Origin of the sequence: Belliella pelovolcani (assembly GCF_900156785.1) — a bacterium.
GTDB classification, from domain to species: domain Bacteria; phylum Bacteroidota; class Bacteroidia; order Cytophagales; family Cyclobacteriaceae; genus Belliella; species Belliella pelovolcani.
In genome coordinates, this window is the sequence record NZ_FTOP01000016.1 from 1 (window position 1) to 22,958 (window position 22,958).

At 37.8% G+C, this 22,958-nt stretch carries 20 protein-coding genes; 7 read left to right on the top strand and 13 right to left on the bottom strand.

Annotated elements, in window-relative coordinates; translation table 11 throughout:
- Window positions 1–98 precede the first annotated feature (98 nt).
- Together BW935_RS14995 and mtaB are read right to left on the bottom strand one after the other, a co-directional pair.
- A complete protein-coding gene (locus tag BW935_RS14995; RefSeq protein ID WP_084565965.1) occupies window positions 99–335 on the bottom strand; it encodes a DUF805 domain-containing protein in 237 nt (78 codons plus the stop codon).
- A gap of 77 nt (window positions 336–412) precedes the next feature.
- The gene (mtaB, locus tag BW935_RS15000; RefSeq protein ID WP_076502606.1) at window positions 413–1,732 is read right to left on the bottom strand and encodes a tRNA (N(6)-L-threonylcarbamoyladenosine(37)-C(2))-methylthiotransferase MtaB; all 1,320 of its coding nucleotides are present in this window, start codon (window positions 1,730–1,732) and stop codon (window positions 413–415) included.
- Window positions 1,733–1,964: 232 nt separating this feature from the next.
- Between mtaB and BW935_RS15005 the strand changes: the two genes are divergently transcribed.
- Window positions 1,965–4,127, top strand: coding sequence for a glutamine synthetase III family protein (locus BW935_RS15005; protein WP_076502607.1), 2,163 nt, complete (start codon window positions 1,965–1,967; stop codon window positions 4,125–4,127).
- 47 nt (window positions 4,128–4,174) lie between these two features.
- Here the strand turns inward: BW935_RS15005 and BW935_RS15010 are convergent, their stop codons facing one another.
- The 8 genes from BW935_RS15010 to BW935_RS15040 form a co-directional block, all read right to left on the bottom strand.
- The gene (locus tag BW935_RS15010) at window positions 4,175–5,554 is read right to left on the bottom strand and encodes a DUF6600 domain-containing protein (RefSeq protein WP_076502608.1); all 1,380 of its coding nucleotides are present in this window, start codon (window positions 5,552–5,554) and stop codon (window positions 4,175–4,177) included.
- 204 nt (window positions 5,555–5,758) lie between these two features.
- A complete protein-coding gene (locus tag BW935_RS18230; protein WP_139325561.1) occupies window positions 5,759–5,935 on the bottom strand; it encodes a Lacal_2735 family protein in 177 nt (58 codons plus the stop codon).
- Window positions 5,936–5,974: 39 nt separating this feature from the next.
- Window positions 5,975–7,594, bottom strand: a complete 1,620-nt coding sequence (locus BW935_RS15015; protein ID WP_076502609.1) for a toxin-antitoxin system YwqK family antitoxin — start codon at window positions 7,592–7,594, stop codon at window positions 5,975–5,977.
- Between the two features lie 151 nt (window positions 7,595–7,745).
- Window positions 7,746–8,291, bottom strand: a complete 546-nt coding sequence (locus tag BW935_RS15020) for a hypothetical protein (RefSeq protein WP_076502610.1) — start codon at window positions 8,289–8,291, stop codon at window positions 7,746–7,748.
- A 1-nt stretch (window position 8,292) separates the two neighbouring features.
- The gene (locus BW935_RS15025; protein WP_076502611.1) at window positions 8,293–9,291 is read right to left on the bottom strand and encodes a 3-oxoacyl-ACP synthase III family protein; all 999 of its coding nucleotides are present in this window, start codon (window positions 9,289–9,291) and stop codon (window positions 8,293–8,295) included.
- A gap of 106 nt (window positions 9,292–9,397) precedes the next feature.
- Window positions 9,398–10,297: an MBL fold metallo-hydrolase gene (locus tag BW935_RS15030; protein ID WP_076502612.1), complete on the bottom strand. Its 900-nt coding sequence runs from the start codon at window positions 10,295–10,297 to the stop codon at window positions 9,398–9,400.
- Complete coding sequence (locus BW935_RS15035) at window positions 10,297–10,995, bottom strand: SOS response-associated peptidase (protein WP_076502613.1); 699 nt, start codon at window positions 10,993–10,995, stop codon at window positions 10,297–10,299. Before BW935_RS15035 ends, BW935_RS15030 begins: the two co-directional genes overlap by 1 nt.
- A 24-nt stretch (window positions 10,996–11,019) precedes the next feature.
- Window positions 11,020–11,979, bottom strand: coding sequence for a YheT family hydrolase (locus BW935_RS15040; protein ID WP_076502614.1), 960 nt, complete (start codon window positions 11,977–11,979; stop codon window positions 11,020–11,022).
- A gap of 122 nt (window positions 11,980–12,101) precedes the next feature.
- Between BW935_RS15040 and BW935_RS15045 the strand changes: the two genes are divergently transcribed.
- The 4 genes from BW935_RS15045 (at window position 12,102) to BW935_RS15060 (ending at window position 16,631) form a co-directional block, all read left to right on the top strand.
- Window positions 12,102–13,748 (top strand): pyruvate dehydrogenase complex dihydrolipoamide acetyltransferase, encoded by a 1,647-nt coding sequence (locus BW935_RS15045; protein ID WP_076502615.1) that lies wholly within the window; start codon window positions 12,102–12,104, stop codon window positions 13,746–13,748.
- 118 nt (window positions 13,749–13,866) lie between these two features.
- Window positions 13,867–14,409 carry an ATP-dependent protease subunit HslV gene (gene hslV, locus BW935_RS15050; RefSeq protein WP_076502616.1) on the top strand — a complete coding sequence of 181 codons (543 nt, stop codon included), beginning with the start codon at window positions 13,867–13,869 and terminating at the stop codon, window positions 14,407–14,409.
- 221 nt (window positions 14,410–14,630) lie between these two features.
- On the top strand, window positions 14,631–15,296 hold the full coding sequence (locus tag BW935_RS15055; RefSeq protein ID WP_076502617.1) for a TetR/AcrR family transcriptional regulator: 666 nt from the start codon (window positions 14,631–14,633) through the stop codon (window positions 15,294–15,296).
- 12 nt (window positions 15,297–15,308) lie between these two features.
- A complete protein-coding gene (locus BW935_RS15060; RefSeq protein WP_076502618.1) occupies window positions 15,309–16,631 on the top strand; it encodes an ABC1 kinase family protein in 1,323 nt (440 codons plus the stop codon).
- An 89-nt stretch (window positions 16,632–16,720) separates the two neighbouring features.
- On the opposite strand, the gene BW935_RS15065 is transcribed toward BW935_RS15060, so the two are convergent.
- Both BW935_RS15065 and BW935_RS15070 read right to left on the bottom strand, forming a co-directional pair.
- A complete protein-coding gene (locus tag BW935_RS15065) occupies window positions 16,721–17,365 on the bottom strand; it encodes a hypothetical protein (RefSeq protein WP_076502619.1) in 645 nt (214 codons plus the stop codon).
- Window positions 17,366–17,437: 72 nt separating this feature from the next.
- Window positions 17,438–18,562, bottom strand: coding sequence for a PQQ-dependent sugar dehydrogenase (locus tag BW935_RS15070; RefSeq protein ID WP_076502620.1), 1,125 nt, complete (start codon window positions 18,560–18,562; stop codon window positions 17,438–17,440).
- Window positions 18,563–18,661: 99 nt separating this feature from the next.
- Between BW935_RS15070 and BW935_RS15075 the strand changes: the two genes are divergently transcribed.
- Both BW935_RS15075 and BW935_RS15080 read left to right on the top strand, forming a co-directional pair.
- The gene (locus tag BW935_RS15075; protein WP_076502621.1) at window positions 18,662–20,599 is read left to right on the top strand and encodes an ABC-F family ATP-binding cassette domain-containing protein; all 1,938 of its coding nucleotides are present in this window, start codon (window positions 18,662–18,664) and stop codon (window positions 20,597–20,599) included.
- Between the two features lie 91 nt (window positions 20,600–20,690).
- Complete coding sequence (locus BW935_RS15080) at window positions 20,691–21,953, top strand: type IX secretion system plug protein (RefSeq protein ID WP_076502622.1); 1,263 nt, start codon at window positions 20,691–20,693, stop codon at window positions 21,951–21,953.
- Window positions 21,954–22,003: 50 nt separating this feature from the next.
- On the opposite strand, the gene cas6 is transcribed toward BW935_RS15080, so the two are convergent.
- Complete coding sequence (cas6, locus tag BW935_RS15085) at window positions 22,004–22,879, bottom strand: CRISPR-associated endoribonuclease Cas6 (protein WP_076502623.1); 876 nt, start codon at window positions 22,877–22,879, stop codon at window positions 22,004–22,006.
- Window positions 22,880–22,958: the final 79 nt, after the last annotated feature.

Below are 22,958 nucleotides of genomic sequence, written 5' to 3' on the forward strand. Positions count from 1 at the left end.
ACCCTTGGGAAATAGGACAACTAAAGAAGCATTAACAAAAAAATAAATTAACTTAGCAACTGATACTTTTGGTCCAACAAATGGGGAGTGTTATAATATTACCAATCAAGTCCAATGTCGTGTAGTCTTTTGATTGCTTGTATAAGTAGTAAAATGATGGTTGTGATTAGGACAATTCCAAATGCAACGAAAGATATCAGGTCTGATAATATGTAAATCTCGTATAATTTAATCATTGCGATTACATTTGTCCAATAAAAAATCAAAAACAGAACCCAGTATTTTCTTCTTGAAATTCTTCCTGTTAGTTTAAAGAAACCATTAGGATTATTCATAATAATATAACCTAAAAAAGATATAAATATTCAATAGTTTCTTTTTTAGGTATATAAAACATAGGAATAATTAAATTTTAATGCGTTTCATAGACTGTCTGTGGCTCTTCCACTTCTACAGTTCCATTTTCATTCATAGAAGCAAGAGTGACAGTTTTGAGCTCGTTGATCAGAATTGGGTCATATTTAGCAGTGACTCTGATGTAATTCTCTGTAAAACCATGCATTTTACCGTTTTCTACATCATCTTCAAAAAGCACCGTAAATGTTTTGCCTAGATTTTCTTCGTAGAACTTCCTCTTCTTTTTCTCAGAAAGGATTCTCAACATTTTAGATCTTTCATTTCTCACTTTGATAGGAACTATACCTGCCATATCTACTGCCCGGGTATTTGCACGTTCTGAGTAAGTAAATACATGAAGGTAAGAGATGTCTAATCCGTTTAGAAAATTATATGTCTCCAAAAATAATTCATCCGTTTCTCCAGGAAAACCTACAATGACATCCACGCCAATACAGCAATGTGGCATTAGGTTTTTGATTTTGCTGACACGGTCTTCATAAAGTTCTCTCAAGTATCGACGCCCCATCTTTCTCAATACTTCATTTGATCCAGATTGTAAAGGAATGTGAAAATGTGGAACAAATCGCTTCGATGTGGATACAAACTCTATTGCTTCATTGGTTAATAAATTAGGCTCTATAGATGAGATCCTAAATCTATCAATTCCTTCTACTGTGTCAATCTCTTTAATTAGGTCAATGAATTTTTCTTTTCTCTTTCCTTCTTGAATTCCAAAATCACCAATATTGACTCCTGTTAATACCACTTCCTTGACATCGGTTTTGGCAATTTCTCTGGCTGAGATAAGAATGTTTTCGATGGTGTCACTTCTGCTTTTGCCTCTTGCTAGTGGGATTGTACAAAATGCGCATCCATAATTACATCCGTCCTGAACTTTCAAAAAGGTTCGAGTTCTATCGTGCATAGAATAGGCATTGTTGAAAGTATTAGCTTCTTGAATTTCTGAAGCAAGTACTTTTGTCTCTTGGGCTTTGGCAAATCCATCTAAAAGTTCAATCAATCGGAATTTTTCTGCGGCACCAAGGACAGCATCCACACCTTTTATTTCAGCAATTTCCTGAGGTTTAAGTTGCGCATAACACCCAATGATGGTTACATAAGAGTTTGGGGATATCTTTTTCGCCTCTTTGACGATTTTTTTACACTTCTTATCAGCATTTTCGGTCACTGAGCAGGTGTTGATGATAAAAATATCTGGGTTTTCTTCAAACTCCACTTTCTGATAACCTTTATTTTCAAACATTCTACTGATGGTAGAGGTCTCAGAATAATTCAACTTACACCCCAATGTATAAAACGCAACTTTTTTCACTATACCTCTTGATTATTAAAGCCACAAAGTTAATTAATTAGATTAAGTTTTCAATTTTCTATTTTTTTGACCAAAAACATATAAAAATCGATCAAGTGTATCGTTTTTAACCTTCATTTATTGAAAATAATGTATTTTTATCTGAAAATTGGGTTTAAAATTGACTCATAAGTGAGAAATCACAAATATTTTCTATTTTTGTAGGTGTAAAAATAAACCACTTATTGTAGAAATGGCAACTTTAAGACAAAAAGCGCTTTTGTTAGCGCAAAACAGACCAAAAGTGAGTGTAACAGCACCATCACTTAAAATTTCTGATTACTTTGGAGTAAATGTATTTGGAACCAAGCAGATGAAAGAGTCCTTGGCGCCTTCAGTTTACAAAAAAGTAGAGGAAGCTATAGAGAAGGGTTCTAAGATTGACCCATCTACAGCAGAAGAAATTGCATCAGCAGTCAAGACATGGGCATTATCGAAAGGTGTAACGCATTACACTCACTGGTTCCAACCTTTGACTGGTTCTACTGCTGAAAAGCATGATGCATTTTTTGATGCGCATGCAGGGATAGAAAAATTCAAAGGTTCTGCTTTGGTACAGCAAGAACCCGATGCATCTTCTTTCCCCAATGGTGGTATCAGATCTACCTTTGAAGCAAGAGGTTACACAGCTTGGGATCCTTCTTCTCCGATCTTTATTTTTTCCAACACACTTTGTATTCCTACGATATTTGTAGCTTACACAGGGGAAGCATTGGATTATAAAACACCGCTTTTAAAGTCTATCGAAGCTATCAATGAGGCTTCTGTAGCAATTTGTCAGCTGTTTGATAGGAATGTTAGGAAAGTAACACCTTCATTGGGGGTAGAGCAAGAGTATTTTGTGATTGATAAAGCCCTTTTTGCTACAAGACCTGATTTGGTAATGGCAGGAAGATCTGTTTATGGTCATAATCCGGCTAGAGGTCAACAGCTTGATGATCACTATTTTGGATCTATTCCTACTAGGGTGAAGAATTTCATGTTGGATTTTGAAGTTGAAGCTTTAAAGTTGGGTATTCCAGTTTCTACTCGTCATAATGAAGTAGCTCCTGGTCAATTTGAGGTAGCTCCTTTGTTCGAAGAAATCAATAAAGCCGTAGACCATAATCAGCTTTTGATGGATCTAATGGACAAAGTTGCTGAGAAACATGATTTGAAAGTTTTATTTCACGAAAAGCCTTTCGCAGGTGTAAACGGGTCTGGAAAACATAATAACTGGTCGTTAATTACTGATACTGGAATCAACTTATTTCAGCCGAGTAATTCAGCTAGAGAAAATTTACAGTTTTTGACATTTTTAGTGGCTACTGTTAAGGCTGTTTATGATTATGCAGATTTATTGAGAGCCAGTATTGCTTCTGCTGGTAATGATCATAGATTAGGAGCCAACGAGGCACCACCTGCCATCATTTCTGTTTTCCTTGGGTCTACTTTGACAGGTATTCTGGATGAGTTGGAGAAAAATGGGAACATCAAGATTGAGAAAGGTGATAACATGTATATGAAACTAGGTATCTCTAAGATTCCTGAAATCATATTAGACAATACAGATAGAAATAGAACGTCTCCATTTGCCTTCACAGGTAATAAGTTTGAATTTAGAGCTGTTGGATCCAATGCCAATTCTGCGGGACCAATGACAGTATTGAACGTAATTGTTGCTGAGGTTTTGAGACAGATGGCTAAGGATATCGACAAAGAAATAACTGCTGGAAACGAGAAGAAAATAGCTATAGTCAATGTCTTGAGAAAGTACATCAAAGATTCCAAGAAGGTAAGATTTGAAGGTGATGGATATTCAGAAGAGTGGGAGAAAGAAGCTGCTAAACGTGGACTTTCCAACCTGAAAAGTACTCCTTTTGCTTTAGATACTTATTTGGATAAAAAGGTGATGGAAATCTTCGCAAAGCACAAAGTGCTTTCATCTGTGGAATTGCATGCAAGACACGAGATCATGCTTGAAAATTATATTATGAAGGTTCAGATTGAATCTAGAGTAATGGGTGATTTGGCATTGAACCACATTATTCCTACAGCCATTCTTTATCAAAACAAATTGATTGATAATGCGAATGGACTAAAAGGACTTGGTTTGGACAATACTGCTGCTATAGAAACTATCAAAGATGTCAGCAGACACTTAGAATCTTTGAAATCCAATGTCAATCAAATGATTGAAGCAAGGAAAAGACTCAATAAAGAAGATGATATTGTCAAAAGAGCTAAAGGATACAGTACAGATGTCAAAGAGGCATTTTTTGATAAAATCAGATATGCTGTTGACAAGCTAGAGCTTTTGGTAGATGACGAGTCTTGGCCATTGGTGAAATATAGAGAAATGCTATTTATCAAATAATGAATTGATAACGACAACTAAAAAAGGGAGCCAATAGGCTCCCTTTTTTAGTTGTTTCCTCTTCCCCCTCGGCTACTTGTGCCAGTGGATCTTGAAGAGCTACCTCCACTAGACCTTACTGTACCGCTACTTCTACTGCTTGAAGAGCTATTAGCTCTTACCGCTGGACTAGAAGTTGTTCTACTTTTTTGAGCAGGAGCAGCTTTTGGTGTATTGCTGCTACTTCTTTGCTGCGTCACTCTTGGACTGGACTGTCTCTGCTGAGGTGCCGTCCTGACTTGCTGTTGTCTTTGTTGTGGTGCAGCTTGCCTTGTCTGTGTCTCTCTTTGTTGAGGCGCAGTTCTCACTTGCTGTTGTCTCTGTTGAGGAGCTGCTTGTCTCGTTTGAGTCTGACGTTGCTGAGGCGCAGTTCTAGTTTCAGCTTGTCTCTGTTGAGGAGTTGCTTGCCTAGTTTGAGCCTGCCTTTGTTGAGGGGTGGCTGTTCTAGTTTGAGCTTGCCTTTGCTGACCATTTACAGCTTCACCTCTAGTGGTACTTCTTTGAGTCGGGGTAGCTGCTCTTTGATTGATACGAGCATCGTTTGATTCTCTCATTCTGGTGTTTGCCGCTGCTCGACTCTGTACTGCTGGTCTGCTTCTATATTCTTCAGCATTTACAGCTCTAGAAGGTCTCGCTTGAGCATTTGCACTTCTAGAATTATCGATCTCAGGTCTGTAAATATTTAAACCCCTTCCATTGACTACTGCTCTTCCTGGTCTACCAGAGTCATTCACTTGATAAACTGGTACATTTCTCCTAGTTACTTGTTGAACTTCTCTTCTGCTTGGACCAGATACGTATGTTCTGTTATTGTAAACATAGGTATTGTTGATGATTGTAGTTCTATTATAGATACTGACTACATTGTAAGATGGTACATAATATCTATAGAAGTGTCTATGACCAAATCTTCTTTGAGGTATAAATCTCCAATGATGGCTATGAAAACCGAAAGAAACGTTGATTCCAATTCCAGGACCCAATGGCGCCCATCCATAGTAGCCACCACCAGTTCTCCAGTTTACCCAAGCTGGACCCCACTCGTAGCCAGGAACCCAAGCCCAGCCATAGTAATCATTCCAGAACCATCTTCCATAATGAAACGGAGCCCATCCCCAAGCATAATTAGAAACCCAAGTGTTGCCATAATTGGTCATTGCCCAGTATCCATTTGTTCCATAAGGGTGGAATTCTCCTCCCACATTAGGTATCCAAACGTAGCCATGGGTTGGATCCATTACCCAGTCACCATAAGGACTTAATTCATTGTAAAACACTTGAAAACTAACTCCCATTCTAGGAGGAGATGCTTCTGCTGTGTTCTTTAGAGTCATCCCAATGCCTAGCATCAAGACAAGACTCAGACGGATTAGGATTAGATTTTTCATGATAGTGTGGTTTAGTATTATAGTTTGTTTTACGGGAATTCATAAAAAATTGTTTTGAATAAAATAACAGTACCTTATTAAAACGTTGAAGAGAACACACTTACATTAATAAAATAATATATAAACGTTAATAAAACACTTAAAATATTGTAAAAAAGACAAAAATAAAGCCTGACAAAAATTGTCAGGCTGTTGTATCTACTTTTAGCTTTGGTTCTTTCTCAATTCATCAATTTTCTTAGCGATCTCCTCGGCTTCTGCCATCATTTTATCAGCAGCAGTTCTATTTGAATGTGAGATTTTGTGTGCTTTCTCTAATGTCTCTTTATAAAGGTCTTGGAGCTTCTCCATTTCCGATTTTTTCTTAAATAGTCCAAACATATCTTTTTCTTAAACAACATTGTCGAATACGCATTGTTTTTAATCTTCGAATGTTTTGAACTTAATCTCATCTTCTGGGCCCTTTGGAGTCACTACTTCATCATCTTTGAAAGTAATCACTTGCTCCAATCTCCCATTCATATTAAAGTATCTCCAAACACCTTCTTTTTTACCATCGATCATCTGACCTTCTGAAGCAATTCTTCCATTTTCGTGATAATATGACCATTTTCCTTCTGGTTTGCCTTCCTTGTAGTTGCCCTCAGATTCCTTTCTGCCATCTATGTAATAGGTGATTCGGGTTCCATTCCCATCTTTGAGCGTTCCTTTATTGAGCGTTTTTGATCCATCATATGTGTAATAATCTCCTACATTCATCAGTCGGCCGTTAGACCAAAACTCTTCTTGCGTCAGTTGTTTGTTGTCGTAAAAAAGTCCCCATGTTCCTTGTTCGAAGCCAAGAAAATAGCTACCAACAGATTTAAGCTGTCCCCCATCATAGTAATAAAACCACTGTCCACTTTCTGAACCTAGGCTATATTCACCCTCTGCAATCAATATTCCGATTTTATTGAAATATTTCCAAAGTCCTGTTTTCAAATCATTTTTATATTCTCCTATAGAATACAGCTCTCCATCAGGGAAAAAGTTTTTCCAAAGGCCATCTTTAACCCCACCTTTGTATTGACCACTAACTGAAACGGACCCATCAGAGTGATATTCAATATATTCTCCGACTGGAACTCCTAATTCATAGGTTTTTCTTTTTGCAAGATTCCTATTAGGGAAGAATTCCTCCCAAGTTCCTACAGGAATATCATTTTCATATTTTTCTATTCTAGCAGTTCGTTTGTTTTCATAGTAAAAGGTCCAAGTACCTACCTTATTACCTCTTTCATCATAAAATTTTTCAGACTCTAATGTTTTGCTACCTGGAAAATAAGCCTTCCATTCCCCAACTTTTCTCCCATTCTTGAATTGTCCCTCTTCCCAAATCATTCTTGGCCCTGCATACCGCTTGAAGTCTCCTTCTGGTTTCCCATTGACGTAGGCAACTTCTAGCATCAAATTGCCATCAAAATCAAATTCTTGATAACTGCCATTCAATTCTCCTGCTTGATAAGTTTCTTTGATAGCAATTGTTGGTGGTAATGTATTAAAATAGGTTAACCAAACACCATCTTTTTTCCCATTTACATAATTCCCTTCAATTTTTACTACGTTAGGATTAAGGTTAGATGCTCTGCTTGTTTTTGGAAAATACTCTCTGTAGGGACCAACAGGGATGCTGTCTTTGAATACTAATTCTAATCTGGGATTGCCGAATGTATCAAACTCCCTAAAAGTACCATTTAACTTATTTTGTTTATATTCAGCTTCTAGTCTTTTAATTTTTCCATCATGGTAAGCTACAGTGATTCCCTCTCTTGCCCCATTTACAAAATTTGATGTTTGAATCAATATACCTGTTTTTGGATTCTCAAATCTCCATAATCCATCCATTTGATTGTTTTTCATCACTCCTGTACCTACAAATGTGGAGTCGGCATTATACAATGTGACTATGGAAGAATTTTGGGCTTGAAGGAAAAACGGTACTAATAATAGAAATAGACTTCCTATTATCGTTTTGCTTAATAGTTGTTGAATAAAATGCATATAGAAGAATTCTGATTTAAGCTCTTGATTTAGATCAATAGATTACTTCAATCAATTGAGTGATTAGTATAAATCACAATTTATAGATACGGAATAGTCATTTTGTGGTTCTAAATTAGTTTAATTTCAAGAAAAAACGAACTTAATAGCTTTATATATCTATCAGGTAATTGAGTACATCTAGGATGTCTTTTTTAAGTGAAATTCGAGTTGGAAACGTAATTTTTTTGTAGACGATGACAATATCATTTGCAACAGTATTTACTTTATAATTTTCAGTATCTAATAATAAGGTTGATTGAAATATTTTAAAATAATCAAATGGCTGGTTATGTTGGCTTAGAAAAAAATCTTGTTGGATGAGTCTTTTGATTTTCTCGCCAAGATTACTATTTCTCCTTCCTATTTGTACAATGATGTAAAATCCTTGTCCCCACCAATTCAATAATCTAATGTTGAGTCCATTTTTGTCATCAAAATCTCTTATCAAATCTAAAACTTGATAGGGACGCTTTTCCAAATTCCATCCCTGACTTACTTTGGTTCCTTTTGATGCGGCATAAGTTTTCAAAAGCCTACTTTGAGGAAATTCATTGGCAATCTCAGTGAAAAGCATAACAAAAAGGTCCTTTTGAAAATGTATCTTTTCAAAAAGGACCTTATCATTTATAATATCAAGGTTGATTTCAGAATCCATTCTACCAAGTTAGTAGAGCTGAAGCCCAAGTAAAACCGCTCCCAAATGCTGCAAGGCATACCAAATCACCTTCTTTCAGCCGACCTTGTTCCCATGCTTCGCTCAATGCGATTGGTATTGTACCAGCTGTCGTATTGCCAAGTTTCATGATATTATTGAATACTTTATCATCAGATAAGCCCATTTTTTGTTGGATGTAATTACTGATTCTAAGATTAGCTTGGTGAGGTACTAGCAGGTCTATTTCTGATTTGTTTTTTCCGTTTGCTTCCAAAGCTTCTAAAATTACCTCGTTAAATCTAACTACGGCGTGTTTAAAAACTGTATTACCATTCATGAACATTTTGAAGCTAGGATTATCTACGATCTCAGGCGACAACCTTACTTCTCTACTGCTTCCTGGATCTTTGAGATAGAGTTCTTCTGCAAAGTCACCATCGGCATGTAGATGTGTAGATAATATCCCATCTTGATCCTGATCAACTGCTTGCAGGATAGCTGCTCCAGCACCGTCTGCAAAGATCACGGCACTAGATCTGCCTTGGTCTGACTTATCCAATGCTGAAGATTGAATCTCAGCACCTACCACCAAAATGGTCTTGTACATACCTGTCTTGATAAACTGATCAGCTACAGATAGAGCATATATGAAGCCTGAGCATGCATTTCTGACATCTAATGCAGGTACACCTTGAATGCCAAGTTCTCTTTGTAATAATACACCATTACCCGGCACAAAATAGTCTGGGGTAATGGTAGCAAAAACAATGAAATCAATGTCCTTATTAGCAATTCCAGCTCGCTGAATAGCCATCTTGGAGGCTGCTAGAGACATGCTAGTGACTGTATCTTTACCAGGTGTAAACCACCTTCTTTCTTCAATTCCTGTCCGCTCTACTATCCATTCATTGTTGGTATCCATGATAGAAGAGAGGTATTCATTTGTGATGATTTGATCTGGAACATAGTGACCTACGCCAGTTATTCTTGACTTTTTCATAAAAGTGATTTGATTACTTGGGCCTTATTCTAGATTTAATATTATTTGTTACAAATATACCATCCAGAATTGGGATTGTTTATTTCTGCCCTAAAAATTGAAATCCTTAGATTCTCCCTTGACTTTTTAGTTTCCAATAACGCAGAAGTCCAGCAACTGACATCCAGCTAGGATTTGCATACTCATATATTTTTATGGTTTCGGTACTTACACCTTTTGCAGTTAATTGTGACTTGGTGTATTCCATAAATGCCGGAATGATTTCTTGGGGGTTTTTATCTTGATCAAAATAAGGTTTCATCCAATTGGCCCAATCATCTAGTATCAATTCTAAATTTTCAAGGTGATTTTCAATGTCTGTAACCAAACCAAAATGTGTTAAATACAATGCTTTTGGATGCTGACTTTTAATTAGTGCAATGGATTTTTTCCAATCTTCAATATGTATGTCAGGGGGAGGGCAAGGGGGGACTACTGGTCCATTATTGATTTTTACTCCAGCTACATCACCAGTGAAAATCACATCATCTAACTTCCATGCTATATGGTGTACAGCATGGCCGGGCGTATGTAATGCCTGAAAAGTCACATCGCCAAATTCTAAAAACTCCTCGTGTGATACTCCATATAGTAGGGAATTATCAATTGGCTCCATCTTCCCCCAAAGTCTATCCATATCATCCCCATAAATTTGCGCAGCAGAATTCCATAATTTCTCAGGTGAATTCAAGTGGGGTAGACCTAGAGGGTGAACATAAATTTTTGCACCTTTATTGGCAAATTCCCACGCAGCTCCAGCATGGTCAAAATGAATGTGGCTAAGAAATATATGTTGAATATCTTCGATTTGATACCCAGTTTTCTCAATACCAGATTTTAATTGATCAAAAGTGGTTCTAGGGCCTGTTTCGATTAGTATAGGGCCAGCAGAAGTTTCTATCAGGAAACTTGCTATTGCCTCTGCTGTATCCAAAAAGCGTAAATCAATGAGGTGTATTTGCTGCATTAGCCAAAGAGGGTATAGTTGCCAAATTGATCCATAGGAGAGGTTTTTCTCAAAACTGCAGCGGTGTCGTTGCTGACACTGTTGACAAGTGGAGAGACCGGGTAGCTTGACATTTCTTCTGCTGGAAACGGTCTGAGCATCGCAATTAATTGCTCTTCAGTACTGTAGTTGTCAAGCCACTTTTTTTCATCTTCTTTGCGCAAGATAACTGGCATGCGATCATGCACTTCTCCGACATTTTTATTTGGTTCCGTAGTTAAAATCAGGAAGGTATGGTTAGTCTCTCCTTTGTCATTCTCATATTCCTCCCATATACCAGCAAAAGCAAAAAGGCCCTCATCGCTTAAAGTAAACCTGTAGGGTGTTTTTGTTTTTTTTCCAATTCTTTTCCATTCGAAAAAACCATTTGCAGGGATCAGGCAACGTCTTTTTTCAAACGAGGACTTGAAGGAAACCTTTTGAGTGATCGTCTCTGATCTAGCATTAATTAGTTTTTGTGAGACAGGTTTGTTCTTAGCAAAATCGGGGGTAATCCCCCAATAGAAAAAAGAGAACCCTTTAGGACTATCCGTAGTCAGTACAGGTAACAGCTGAGTAGGTGCTATGTTAAATCGAGGTTTAAAATCACCAAGCATTTCTGCTTGAAACCTCTCTTCCAATTCTATTTTACTTTTGTTGAGTGAGTATCTTCCACACATGTGATTCAGGATATATTGGGTAAATTACAGATCAGTATTGATAAATTCAAATGCTCTTTTTTCTGACCAGTAGATATCGGCTCTTTTTCTAGGGCTAAAACCGACATGACCACCATATTTAGGGAATTCCATCCATATTTGGTCTGACTTTTTTGCTTGAGAAATAGGAAAGCATTTTTCAGTCAAAAATGGGTCGTTTTGAGCATTTAAAATCAAAACAGGAATACTGATCCCTTCAAGAAAGTAAAGTGACGAATTTTGTTCGTAATAATCATGCGCATCTTTGAAGCCATGAATAGGACCTGTAAAATGATCATCAAAATCTTTGAGCGTTTTTATTTTTCTAAGTGTTCCTACGGGGATGTCATCGGGATAAATCAATGCTTTTTTGACTACCTTTTCCTTTAGGGTGGAAAGGAAGCGTTTTGCGTAAATGATGTTTTCTCCTGAGGAAATCTTTTCACAGGAAGATTCCAAGTGTAGGGGTACAGAGATAGCTACCGCTTTTTTGATTTTCGGGTTGATTTGCCTCTTTTCGCCTAGATATTTGAGTGTAAGGTTGCCACCCAAGCTAAATCCAACGAGGTAAATTTCTTGATAATCTTTTGAGGCGTGATTTACTACTGTATCGAGGTCATAGGTCGCGCCTGAATGATAAAATATTGGTTTCTTATTTAACTCATCACTACATCCACGAAAGTTCCAGGTAAGTACATCAAAGTTTTTTTTAAAAAATTGGTGAGCCATTCCTACCATATATGGTCTTCGGCTATTCCCCTCTAACCCATGACTGATAATGACTAGTTTGGACGCATCCGACTTCAACCAATCCAAATCCAAGAAGTCACCATCAGAGGTGTTAATCCTTTCTCTATCAAAGGGTAAGGGGATAGCCTCTCTGAAGAGACTTGGTATGATGGTCTGCAAGTGACCATTGAACATCCATTTTGGATTTTGGTATTCTGTTGTTTTAATCAGTGGCATTTCTGAACTATCCTGCTACTTTATCGATTTCAAATCATGAAAATACTATTATTAAATTTGAATAAAGATATTTTAACGACTATTTTTGACCTGCTTAAAAATTGACTAGGATAGTATAACATATGGCCGAAATTATAAGAATGCCCAAGATGAGCGATACCATGGAAGAAGGGGTGATCGCAGCGTGGTTGAAGAAAGTTGGAGATGAAGTAAAACCTGGGGATATCCTTGCTGAGGTAGAGACGGATAAAGCTACCATGGAATTGGAATCCTATGAAGAAGGAGTACTACTTCACATCGGTGTGCAAGAAAAAGACGCTGTACCTGTCAATGGGGTAATAGCCATCATTGGTGAAAAAGGAGAAAATATAGATGCGCTTCTAAAGGAAGCAAATAACGGGGAAAATGCTCCAGCGGAGCAAAAAGAAGACAAACCAGCTGCTAAAGAAGAGAAATCTGAAAAGGCTGAATCTTCGAAATCAGCTGAGAAAATAGATACTTCTGACATCAATGCCACATTGATCACCATGCCTAAAATGTCAGATACCATGACAGAAGGTGTGATCGCTTCCTGGCTCAAAAAAGTAGGAGATGAAATCAAAGCTGGTGATATCATCGCAGAAGTAGAAACGGACAAAGCTACCATGGAATTGGAATCCTATGAAGATGGTACATTGCTTTACATTGGAGTAGAAGCTGGAGATGCTGTGGCAATTGATGGGGTGATAGCTGTAATCGGTGAGAAAGGTGCTGATTATGAAACGCTAATTAAAGCTCATGCTCAGAAAGATGATTCAGCACCTGCTCAAGAAGAAAAGAAAGATGAGGAATCTGGCCCAAAAACAGAAAGCAAATCAGCACCTTCGGAGATAGTAGCTTCAAATAATAGTACAACATCAGACGGAGATAGACTTAAAGCATCTCCTTTGGCAAAGAAATTAGCTTCAGATAAAGGTATTGATATTTCTCAAGTTAAGGGTTCAGGTGAAGGTGGAAGAATCATCAAAAGAGATGTAGAAAACTTTACACCTGCAACTGCACAAGCAGCTACTGCACAGGCATCTCCTGCTGCACCTGCGCTTGGTCAGGAGTCATACTCTGAAGAGAAAGTGTCTCAAATGCGTAAAGTGATTGCTAAGCGATTGGCCGAGAGTAAGTTTACCGCCCCTCATTTTTACTTGACCATGGAAATCAATATGGACAAGGCAATCGAGGCCAGAAAAAGCATGAATGAAGTATCCCCAGTGAAGATTTCTTTCAATGATATGGTTATCAAAGCAGCAGCAGCGGCTTTACGTCAGCATCCGAAAGTAAATTCTTCTTGGTTGGGTGATAAAATAAGATACAATGACCACATCCACATAGGCATGGCTGTAGCTGTGGAAGAAGGACTATTGGTTCCAGTTATTAGATTTGCTGATTCTAAGTCCCTTTCTCAAATCTCCAACGAGGCGAAGTCTCTGGGAGGAAAAGCGAAAAATAAAGAATTGCAGCCAAAAGATTGGGAAGGGAATACATTCACTATCTCTAACTTAGGAATGTTTGGGATTGATGAATTTACAGCCATTATCAACCCGCCTGATGCATGCATTCTAGCCGTAGGTGGTATCAAAGAAACTGTGGTGGTGAAAAACGGCCAAATGCAGGTAGGCAACGTGATGAAGGTTACTTTGTCATGTGACCATAGAGTAGTAGATGGAGCTGTAGGTTCTGCCTTCCTTCAGACACTCAAAGGTCTACTCGAAGACCCAGTTAGAATCTTGATCTAATCAATTTCAAAATCATATGTCAAAAAGTCCTGTTTATCGGGACTTTTTGTGTTTTGTATGGTTATTGAAAAAAGGTAAGTCTAATCTCTTTAGTCTTAAGTTTTAAAACATCATAAACATGGAAAAAATCAAATCAACCACGGTAGTTGCTATCAAGCACAATGGTGAAGTGGTCATCGGAGCAGATGGTCAAGCTACTATGGGAAATACAGTGGCGAAAAGTACTGTCAATAAAATCAGAAGACTGCAAGGTGGAAAGATTGTCACTGGATTCGCAGGATCTACAGCAGATGCTTTTACACTTTTGGAAAAATTCGAAGAGAAGCTTGGAGCTTATGGCAATAATATGAAACGTGCAGCAGTAGAACTTGCCAAGGAGTGGAGAATGGATAGAATGCTGAGTAAGCTCGAGGCCATGATGATTGTAGCGGACTCTCAAGATATTTTGATCATATCAGGAACAGGTGATGTAATCGAACCAGATATGGAAATTGCAACTATTGGTTCGGGGAGTATGTATGCGCAGTCTGCTGGAAGAGCGCTGAAGAAGTTTGCTCCACAACTGACTGCAGAAGAAATGGTCAGAGAAAGCTTAGGAATAGCAGCAGATGTTTGTATCTATACCAATCACAATTTGGTAGTGGAGAAAGTTTCTCAGTAAGATAAATATTTCACATTATAGTCTTAAAAAGCTAGGAGTTTTATACTTCTAGCTTTTTTTGATTTGTCTGCTAGATACTTTTCGATCTTGCTCATATTTACTATTACTATTTGGCGTTCTGAGTTTAGCTTTAAAAAACTAGATTGTTTGCTAGTAATAATCTAGTTTTTTAAAACTTCATAGAGCTTTCGGTGGTTATAAGAATAGTAATAAATAGCATCATGGAAAAAGCAACTGCTAAAAAAAACACAAAATCAGATCCTAAACGTCAAATTATAGAAGGTTATGTTACTTATATTTTGGAGCAAGGACATGAACCCGCTTCCGTTTTTAAATTTGCCAAAGATTTAAAAATGAAGGAAGAAGAATTTTATAATCATTTCACTTCTTTTGAATCAGTAAAATCAGCTGTTTGGGGACATATTTTTGAATTGACAATACAGAATATAGAATCCCAAGAAGTATATAGGGAGTACAGCGCAAGAGAGAAATTACTTAGCTTCCTATTTACATGGATAGAAGAGCTTAAGAAAAACAGGTCTTATTTATTATCCCTATATGCTAATAAGAAGGACATGAAAAATCTACTTCCTTCCGAAATCAAGAATTTTAAATCCAAATTCAAGGATTTTGCAAATGAGATCATTCTAGAAGGAAAAGAAACAGAGGAAATCGCCAATAGACCAATCATAGCAGATCGCTATGATGAAGCATTATGGATACAGGTTTGGTTTGTGTTTCAATTCTGGTTGAAGGATACTTCACCTGCATTTGAAAAAACAGATGCAGCTATAGAAAAATCAGTAAACCTAGCATTTGATCTGATGGGCAAAAGTGCCCTAGATACTTTCATTGATTTTGCGAAGTTTTTATATCAAAACAAATAATCGAGAGGAATCATGGAGAGCAAGATCAGAGAGCAGGAAAGTATTCCTACTTCCAAAGTTCAGCGAGCAGCGAAGTTTATCAAAACTGGGGCGAAAGTAGGTGGTAACTACGTCAAGCACTACGCAAAGAAGGTGGTCAACCCATCATTGACGAAAGATAATTTACATAATGAAAATGCCAATGACATCTATAACTCCTTGAGCGAGCTCAAAGGCTCAGCTCTAAAGGTTGCTCAGATGATGTCGATGGATAAGAATATCCTTCCTAGGGCATATCAAGATAAATTCACGATGGCCCAATATAGTGCGCCACCTTTGTCTTACCCTTTGGTAGTAAAGACTTTTCAGAAGTATTTTAGCCAAACTCCTGAGAGTTTGTTTGAGTCATTTAGTAAATCTGCTGTCAATGCGGCTTCCATTGGTCAAGTGCATCAAGCTACCATGAATGGCAAAAAACTCGCAGTCAAAATTCAATATCCTGGAGTAGCCGATTCGGTAAGTTCAGATTTAAAATTAGTCCGTCCTTTTGCATTGAGATTACTCAATATGAATGAAAAGGAGCTAGACCACTACATGGAAGAAGTGGAGGAAAAGTTGCTTGAGGAGACGGATTATAAGTTAGAGGTAGCCAGATCTAAAGAGATTTCATCAGCATGTGCTCACATAGCTAATTTAAACTTCCCGAGCTATTATGAAGATTTGAGTTCCGAACGGGTCATTACCATGGATTGGATAGATGGTCTTCATATCAAAGAGTGGCTGGAGCAAAATAATCCGAGTCAAGAAGAAAGGAATAAAATTGGTCAAGCACTTTGGGACTTCTATCATCATCAGGTACACAATCTCAAGCAGGTACATGCAGATCCACACCCTGGAAACTTTATCATACAAAATGATGGTAAATTGGGTATTATAGATTTTGGTTGTGTGAAAGTGATACCAGAAGATTTTTATCAAGGATATTTTTCATTGATTAAAAGAGATTTGTTTATTAAGGAAGAGGAGCTCAATCAAATTTTCTATGGACTAGAGTTTATCTCTGATAAGGATACAGAAGAAGAAAAGAGTTATTTCAAGGGTGTTTTCAAAGAAATGATTTCACTTCTTGGAAAGCCATTTCATGTAGAGACTTTTGATTTCGCAGATGATAGTTACTTTGAGCAGATTTTCCAATTAGGCGACAGAATATCTAATGAAAAGATGTTCAAAAAATCCCGACAAGCAAGGGGCTCAAGACATGGTCTTTATATCAATAGAACTTATTTTGGAATTTATAATCTCCTCAATCAACTTCAAGCGAACATCAAAACGACAAAGCCTGACTGGTTGATATAATTTGAAGAATTTAAAATTGTGCACTTAAAGACAGAAAAGGGCAGCCACATTGGCTGCCCTGTTTCTTTTTGTCTCAGTTTGATCTAGGGTTAATTGACCAATCCTTCTTTTCTTAATTCTTTTTTAATAGCATCTACATATTCTTTAGAGAAACTATCAATATCGCTTGGGTTGAGTGTTTTGGATTGTGCAGACCATAGAAGCTCAAGTGTTGAAGCATCATACAGATTAGTTTCCATAAAGTATTTTTTATCCGTGGTAAAATAGCCTTGATTCCAACCTGCCCCATACCAATGGTTAAAATATCCGCCGAAATTCCCGTAGTATCCAAACCTACCCATTGGCGCAAAAACGGGGCCCACTTGTCCACCTGGGATATACCTTTCTTCCTCTTCTATATCGATCAAGGTGATGGTCATGATGGCTTCTGAACTGGTCGATTTTATAGCTTCTAGGATTTTATCCTTGCTAGGTTCTCCGCTATCAAAGAAATCAGGTGTGAGATTATCGATACTTTTTGTTGTGCTTACATTTCGATTTTGCAATCTGGATGCAAATTCATGTTCCACATTTTGTCTTATTTGTAGGTCTTCAGTCAAAGCTGCTATATAAATACTGTTATAGCCTGATTTGGCTTCTTCTGATTTCCATGTTGCTGTGATTTGCGTGGTGGGAGCACAGCTAGTTGACAAAATTAGAAGAGTGATTACTGAAAATAAAATAGTCCTTTTCATGGTAGTTTTTTATTGATTAAACATCTGTTTTTTCAATAGTGCTACATCTAAAGGAGCAAAGGATGTTCCAAATTACTTTTTATAGCTAATTCTATAAATGCAATTAGCCATATCATCAGAGACGAGTATACTTCCATCAGGGAGTTGGAGAACATCTACCGGTCTGCCCCATACATCTTGACTAGCATGGTCTAGCCAACCTTCAGCAAAGACTTCTTCTTTTTGTACTTTACCACTGTTGTCCAAGATTACCCTTGTAAGTTGGTAACCTGATTTCTTACTTCTGTTCCAGGAACCGTGCTTGGCTACGATGATGGAATTTTTGTATTGACTTGGGAATTGACTTCCTGTGTAGAATCGCATACCTAAAGGGGCGGTGTGAGCACCAAGTTTTGCAGCTGGAGCAGTATAAGCATCTTTGCCTTTTCCTTTATTGCCAAATTCTGGATCCTTCACATCTCCAGCATGCCAATATGGATAGCCAAAATGCATCCCTTTTTTCGGAGCATGATTCAATTCGCAGTCAGGAATATCATCCCCCATCATATCACGCCCATTGTCTGTAAACCATAATTCTTTGGTGACTGGATGCCAATCGAAACCTACCGTATTTCTAACTCCCTGAGCAAAAATTTCTGGTTTGATAACGCTGGCGTTGACATCAATTCTGGTGATAGTTGCATAGATTTCCTCAGGTTCACAGATATTACATGGAGTACCTATAGGGACATAAAGTAGGCCATCTGGCCCAAAAGCAATGAATTTCCAACCATGATGGGCCTTGTCAGGAAATTGGTCGAAGATGATTTCGGACTTTGGAGTGGCAAGGTTTTTCTCAATATCTTTGAAGCGATGGATTTTGCTCACTTCGGCTACATAGAGGTGTCCATCTTTGAAAGCCACACCATTGGGCATGCGAAGTCCTTCGGCAAGCGTGTACATTTTATCTGCTTTACCATCTTTGTTATTGTCTTGAAGTGCATAGACTTTATTGCCCTGTCTGTTACCTACGAATACGGTTCCATTATCGCCAAGAGCTAGAGAGCGAGCATTGGGTACATCCTCAGCCCAGACTGAGATTTCAAATCCAGCTGGAAGTTTGATCGTCTCCAGCTGGATGTAATTATTTTTTTGATTTTGACCATTACAAGCAAAGCTGATTAGCAAAGCTGTGATCAATAGCATGTTTTTATACATATATTTTTTTTTTAGCAATTCAATAGCTTAAATATCAGTAAAATCTTTAAATATTCCCTGTGACTGATATATGAATGTGAGAATCCTTATTTTTGCGCCATGTTATCAATTAATAATCTTTCGTACTTCATCGGAGGCAGAGCATTGTATGAAAATGCCTCATTGCATATCAAACCAAAAGACAAAATCGGACTTGTCGGTCTCAATGGGACTGGAAAGTCTACTTTGCTCAAGTTGATCAACGGTGACTATCAACCAAGCTCCGGAGAGATACAGAAAGCGAAAGATTGTACCATAGGATTTTTAAATCAGGATTTGTTATCCTATCAGTCCGAAGATTCTATTTTGGATGTAGCGTTGGAGGCATTTCAAGAGACGCTTAGGCTTCAAGAAGAAATTGATAAAGTCCTCAAGCAGATGGAGACTGATTATTCTGATCAAATCATTGACAAGTTAGCCAAACTTCAGGATCAGTTCGAAGCCAATGAAGGTTACACAATCAAAGCGAAAGCGGAGGAAGTATTAGAAGGGATTGGTTTCCAGACAGCGGATTTGCAAAGGCCTCTGAAGACATTCTCTGGAGGGTGGAGGATGCGTGTAATGCTGGCAAAGTTGCTTTTAGAGAAGCCTTCCTTACTGATGCTCGATGAACCTACCAACCACTTGGATTTGCCTTCAATACAATGGGTGGAAAATTATCTCAAAACTTATGAAGGTGCAGTAGTGGTGGTCTCTCACGATCAGGAATTTTTGGATAATTGTATCGAAAAAACAGTAGAGGTATCCCACGGGAATTTGACTTTGTATGCTGGCAACTATACTTTCTACAAGGAGGAGAAGAAGGAAAGAATGGAAATTCAGCAAAATGCTTACGAGAATCAGCAGCAGATGATCAAGCAAACTGAGCGCTTTATTGAGAGATTCCGAGCTAAAGCGACTAAGTCTAATCAAGTACAGTCTAGGGTAAAAGCGCTAGAGCGATTGGATCGTGTCAATGAAGTAATTGATGATAACATTGCTGTTAATTTCAAATTCAAATTTTCTCAGCAATCAGGACGTGATGTAGTGACATTGGAGAATGTCTCCAAAGCTTATGGAGACTTGGTAATACTTCGAAATTCTTCAGCTAGAATAGAAAGAGGAGATAAAATAGCATTGATTGGAGCTAATGGTAAAGGAAAATCTACTTTGCTTAGAATCGTAGACGGGACCGAGAAGATTGAGGGTAAGCGTGAAGAAGGTTACAATGTCATCAAATCCTTCTATGCCCAACATCAGCTAGAGGCGCTTAATGTGAATAATGAAATTCTTCAAGAAATGAATCAGGCTGGATCAGCCAAGACTGAGCAAGAATTGAGGAATGTGCTCGGCTGCTTTTTATTTACCAACGAGGATGTGTTCAAAAAAATCAAAGTACTATCAGGAGGTGAAAAATCTAGAGTAGCCTTAGCCAAAACTTTGATTTCTGAGGCTAATTTCCTTTTGTTAGATGAACCAACCAATCACTTGGATATGCAATCTGTGAATATTTTGATTCAGGCATTGGAGCAATACGAAGGTACCTTCATCACTGTTTCTCACGATAGGCATTTTATCAGAGGGGTAGCGAACAAAATTTGGTACATTGAAGACCAAGAGATCAAAGAGTACTTAGGTACCTATGAAGAGTATCTAAATTGGAGTGCTAAGCAGGAAGCGGAAAAAGCACAGTATGCATCTATTGCCAAAGAAGTTATCCTAAAAGAAGTCACTCCAAAGCGCAAAGAAGTAGATCAAAATGAAGCTAATCTTTTAAAAAAGGAGTTGAAGAAGAAGCAAAAGGATCTTGAAAAGCTAGAATATGAAATGATGGATATCGAAGAACAAAAGGGAAGCTTGGAAGAGAAGATGGCCGATCCTGATGTTTTTAGCGATAGTCAAGAGTTAGATAAATTGAATCGACAATATCAAAAAGTCATTGATAAAGAAGCCGAACTTACTGAAATTTGGGAGGCTTTGGTTGAAGAAATAGAAAATATAGAAATTGAGATAGGGTAATTTTAAAATTTATACAGAATGAAATAGCATTTATTCGTTAAGGTTTAGTAGAGATGTTGTAATTTGGTCTGAAACTTGAATTGAATTTAAAATGCGCTATTATTTTGTTTGTCTCTTTTCATTGATTTCATTTACCATCTTTGGACAAGGTCCAATTCAGGATCGTGTATATGAAGAGAATATCCAATCAGTAAGGTTATTTCCACAATCCCAGGATTTTGCTACTCAGATGAGTTCTCCTGCGATTTCATTGCAAGCGGCCTCTCCTTTGCTGCTGTCATTTGATGATATTGCCTATGATCCTGATATGTATTCTGCTAGGATCATACATTGCGATATGGATTGGACTCCATCAGATCTCAAGGAAAATGATTACTTAGATCAATTCAATGAGTTTAATGTAACGGATTACAATTATTCGATTGATACCCGAATACCTTACATACATTACAATTTTGTACTTCCTAGGGTCACCAAAAGTGGTAATTACGTTGTCCAAGTGTATCGCGGTAGAGAGCAGGATAAGACGATTATTACTCGGCGGTTCATGGTTTTTGATAATTCAATACAAGTAGGAGCGAGGGTAGTCCCGCCCAGTCAGACTGAGAATAGGAGAAAGCAACAGCAATTGAATATCAATTTGAATTATAAAGGCAGGGAAGTATTAGATCCTAGGACTGGTTTCAGAATAGTGATTAGGCAAAATCAGCGCTGGGATAATTTAGTAACTAATCTTAAGCCTACCATGGTCAGAGAAGATCTTAAAACAGTCGCTTATGAATTGTTTGATGGATCAAATGCTTTTTTTGCCGGCAATGAATTTCGATTTGTAGACCTGAGATACGTAAGAGCTAGAGGAAATAACGTGGCACGTGTTCAGATGGAAGAAGATGTAGTATTTGCAGAAACTTTGGTAGAAAAATCCAGACCTTCTGCCGCTTATTCTCAATATTTAGACATGAATGGACAGTATGTGATTTATAATTTTGAAAGAAGAAATCATGATCTGGAAGGGGAGTATATGCTAGCTACATTTAATCTAAGTCCTGAAGGTATTACAGATACGCCATATATCGTAGGTGCGCTTACCAATTGGGGTCGCATTCCCGAGGCAAAAATGGAATTGAATAAGAAAAGCAATACCTATCAAGCAACATTACTACTGAAGCAGGGCTGGTATGATTATCAGTTTGCTTACAAAACTGATTCAGGTTGGAATATGTCCCCGATAGAAGGTGATCATTTTGAAACAGAAAATGAGTATGAGGTGCTAGTGTACTTCAGAGACGTGGGTAGCAGGTATGACGAGCTTGTAGGCTATATCAATGTCAATCCAAGCAAAAGAAGGTTATAACAAAAAACCCGACCATATGGTCGGGTTTTTTGTTTAAAGCTTTTTGGTGATTAAGCCGTTTCTGATTCATCTCCATCAGATTCTTGAGATTTGTTTCTTTCTTGCAATGACTTGTAAGGAATGAAACCCTCTCTTTTGAATTTGTAAGGTTCTGTTCTTTGGTTAGGCGCGTGGTTTGCAAGGTCTAGCATACCAAAGCCTTTGTGGGTAAATGCCCCAAGACCACATTTGAACACGAAATCCTGTACTTCAGGTGCTGCATATAAAGTGAAAGGAAGTGTGTATCCTCTTACCTCATACTTGACATCCATGTCGTAAACAGAATAGATTCTAGCAAATTTCTTTTGCTGCTCTCTGAGCTTATTTACATAATTCATATCAGGCACAACTTGGAACTTGTAGAAAGACTCCATCTGCTCCTGTGTATACCAACCTGATCTTTCCATTCTAGTCAGCGTAGACTCATACAACAGATCTGAAAATTCATCAGAATCTGGATTGATGAATCTCTTTCCTGACTCGTCATTGAAAGAAGGGGTCAATAAGACAAGAGGGGAGATGCAGACGAACTTGTTCGAAGTCTCCAATTCTGGCTCTGTTTCTACTTCGGTATACTCCGGAGAGATTACAAGGTTCCCCAATTCAATTTTCGGAGTTGCAAACACTTGCTCAAGTAGGTAGTCCATGAATTCTTCATTGGGTGATGAAAGCACGAGAGTGACTAAGCTTGAATAGTAGTGAAGTCCGCTTCTACTTACCTTGGTCTGACCTTTTAGACCAGAGAAGTTGAAGTAATTGTAATTGAAAAACTCCTCGCGGCCACCTTTTACGATGAGCCCCTTGAGAAACTGTGCCAGAATGTACTGGTGGTGAAATGGTAAATAAGCACCTTTGTTTTTTAACGAAAATATTAATCTTATTCTCACGGTTTGTTAAAAATAAAATTGAAACAATGATTTAACTTTAATTTGACTTTAATTGTGTGTTGTATTTAAAGGTTCTTGC

Coding starts and splice junctions, on each gene's coding strand:
- BW935_RS14995 (WP_084565965.1), bottom strand. CDS start 335: ATGAATAATCCTAATGGTTTCTTTAAACTAACAGGAAGAATTTCAAGA.
- BW935_RS15005 (WP_076502607.1), top strand. CDS start 1,965: ATGGCAACTTTAAGACAAAAAGCGCTTTTGTTAGCGCAAAACAGACCA.
- BW935_RS15010 (WP_076502608.1), bottom strand. CDS start 5,554: ATGAAAAATCTAATCCTAATCCGTCTGAGTCTTGTCTTGATGCTAGGC.
- BW935_RS18230 (WP_139325561.1), bottom strand. CDS start 5,935: ATGTTTGGACTATTTAAGAAAAAATCGGAAATGGAGAAGCTCCAAGAC.
- BW935_RS15015 (WP_076502609.1), bottom strand. CDS start 7,594: ATGCATTTTATTCAACAACTATTAAGCAAAACGATAATAGGAAGTCTA.
- BW935_RS15020 (WP_076502610.1), bottom strand. CDS start 8,291: ATGGATTCTGAAATCAACCTTGATATTATAAATGATAAGGTCCTTTTT.
- BW935_RS15025 (WP_076502611.1), bottom strand. CDS start 9,291: ATGAAAAAGTCAAGAATAACTGGCGTAGGTCACTATGTTCCAGATCAA.
- BW935_RS15030 (WP_076502612.1), bottom strand. CDS start 10,297: ATGCAGCAAATACACCTCATTGATTTACGCTTTTTGGATACAGCAGAG.
- BW935_RS15035 (WP_076502613.1), bottom strand. CDS start 10,995: ATGTGTGGAAGATACTCACTCAACAAAAGTAAAATAGAATTGGAAGAG.
- BW935_RS15040 (WP_076502614.1), bottom strand. CDS start 11,979: ATGCCACTGATTAAAACAACAGAATACCAAAATCCAAAATGGATGTTC.
- BW935_RS15045 (WP_076502615.1), top strand. CDS start 12,102: ATGGCCGAAATTATAAGAATGCCCAAGATGAGCGATACCATGGAAGAA.
- hslV (WP_076502616.1), top strand. CDS start 13,867: ATGGAAAAAATCAAATCAACCACGGTAGTTGCTATCAAGCACAATGGT.
- BW935_RS15055 (WP_076502617.1), top strand. CDS start 14,631: ATGGAAAAAGCAACTGCTAAAAAAAACACAAAATCAGATCCTAAACGT.
- BW935_RS15060 (WP_076502618.1), top strand. CDS start 15,309: ATGGAGAGCAAGATCAGAGAGCAGGAAAGTATTCCTACTTCCAAAGTT.
- BW935_RS15065 (WP_076502619.1), bottom strand. CDS start 17,365: ATGAAAAGGACTATTTTATTTTCAGTAATCACTCTTCTAATTTTGTCA.
- BW935_RS15070 (WP_076502620.1), bottom strand. CDS start 18,562: ATGTATAAAAACATGCTATTGATCACAGCTTTGCTAATCAGCTTTGCT.
- BW935_RS15075 (WP_076502621.1), top strand. CDS start 18,662: ATGTTATCAATTAATAATCTTTCGTACTTCATCGGAGGCAGAGCATTG.
- BW935_RS15080 (WP_076502622.1), top strand. CDS start 20,691: ATGCGCTATTATTTTGTTTGTCTCTTTTCATTGATTTCATTTACCATC.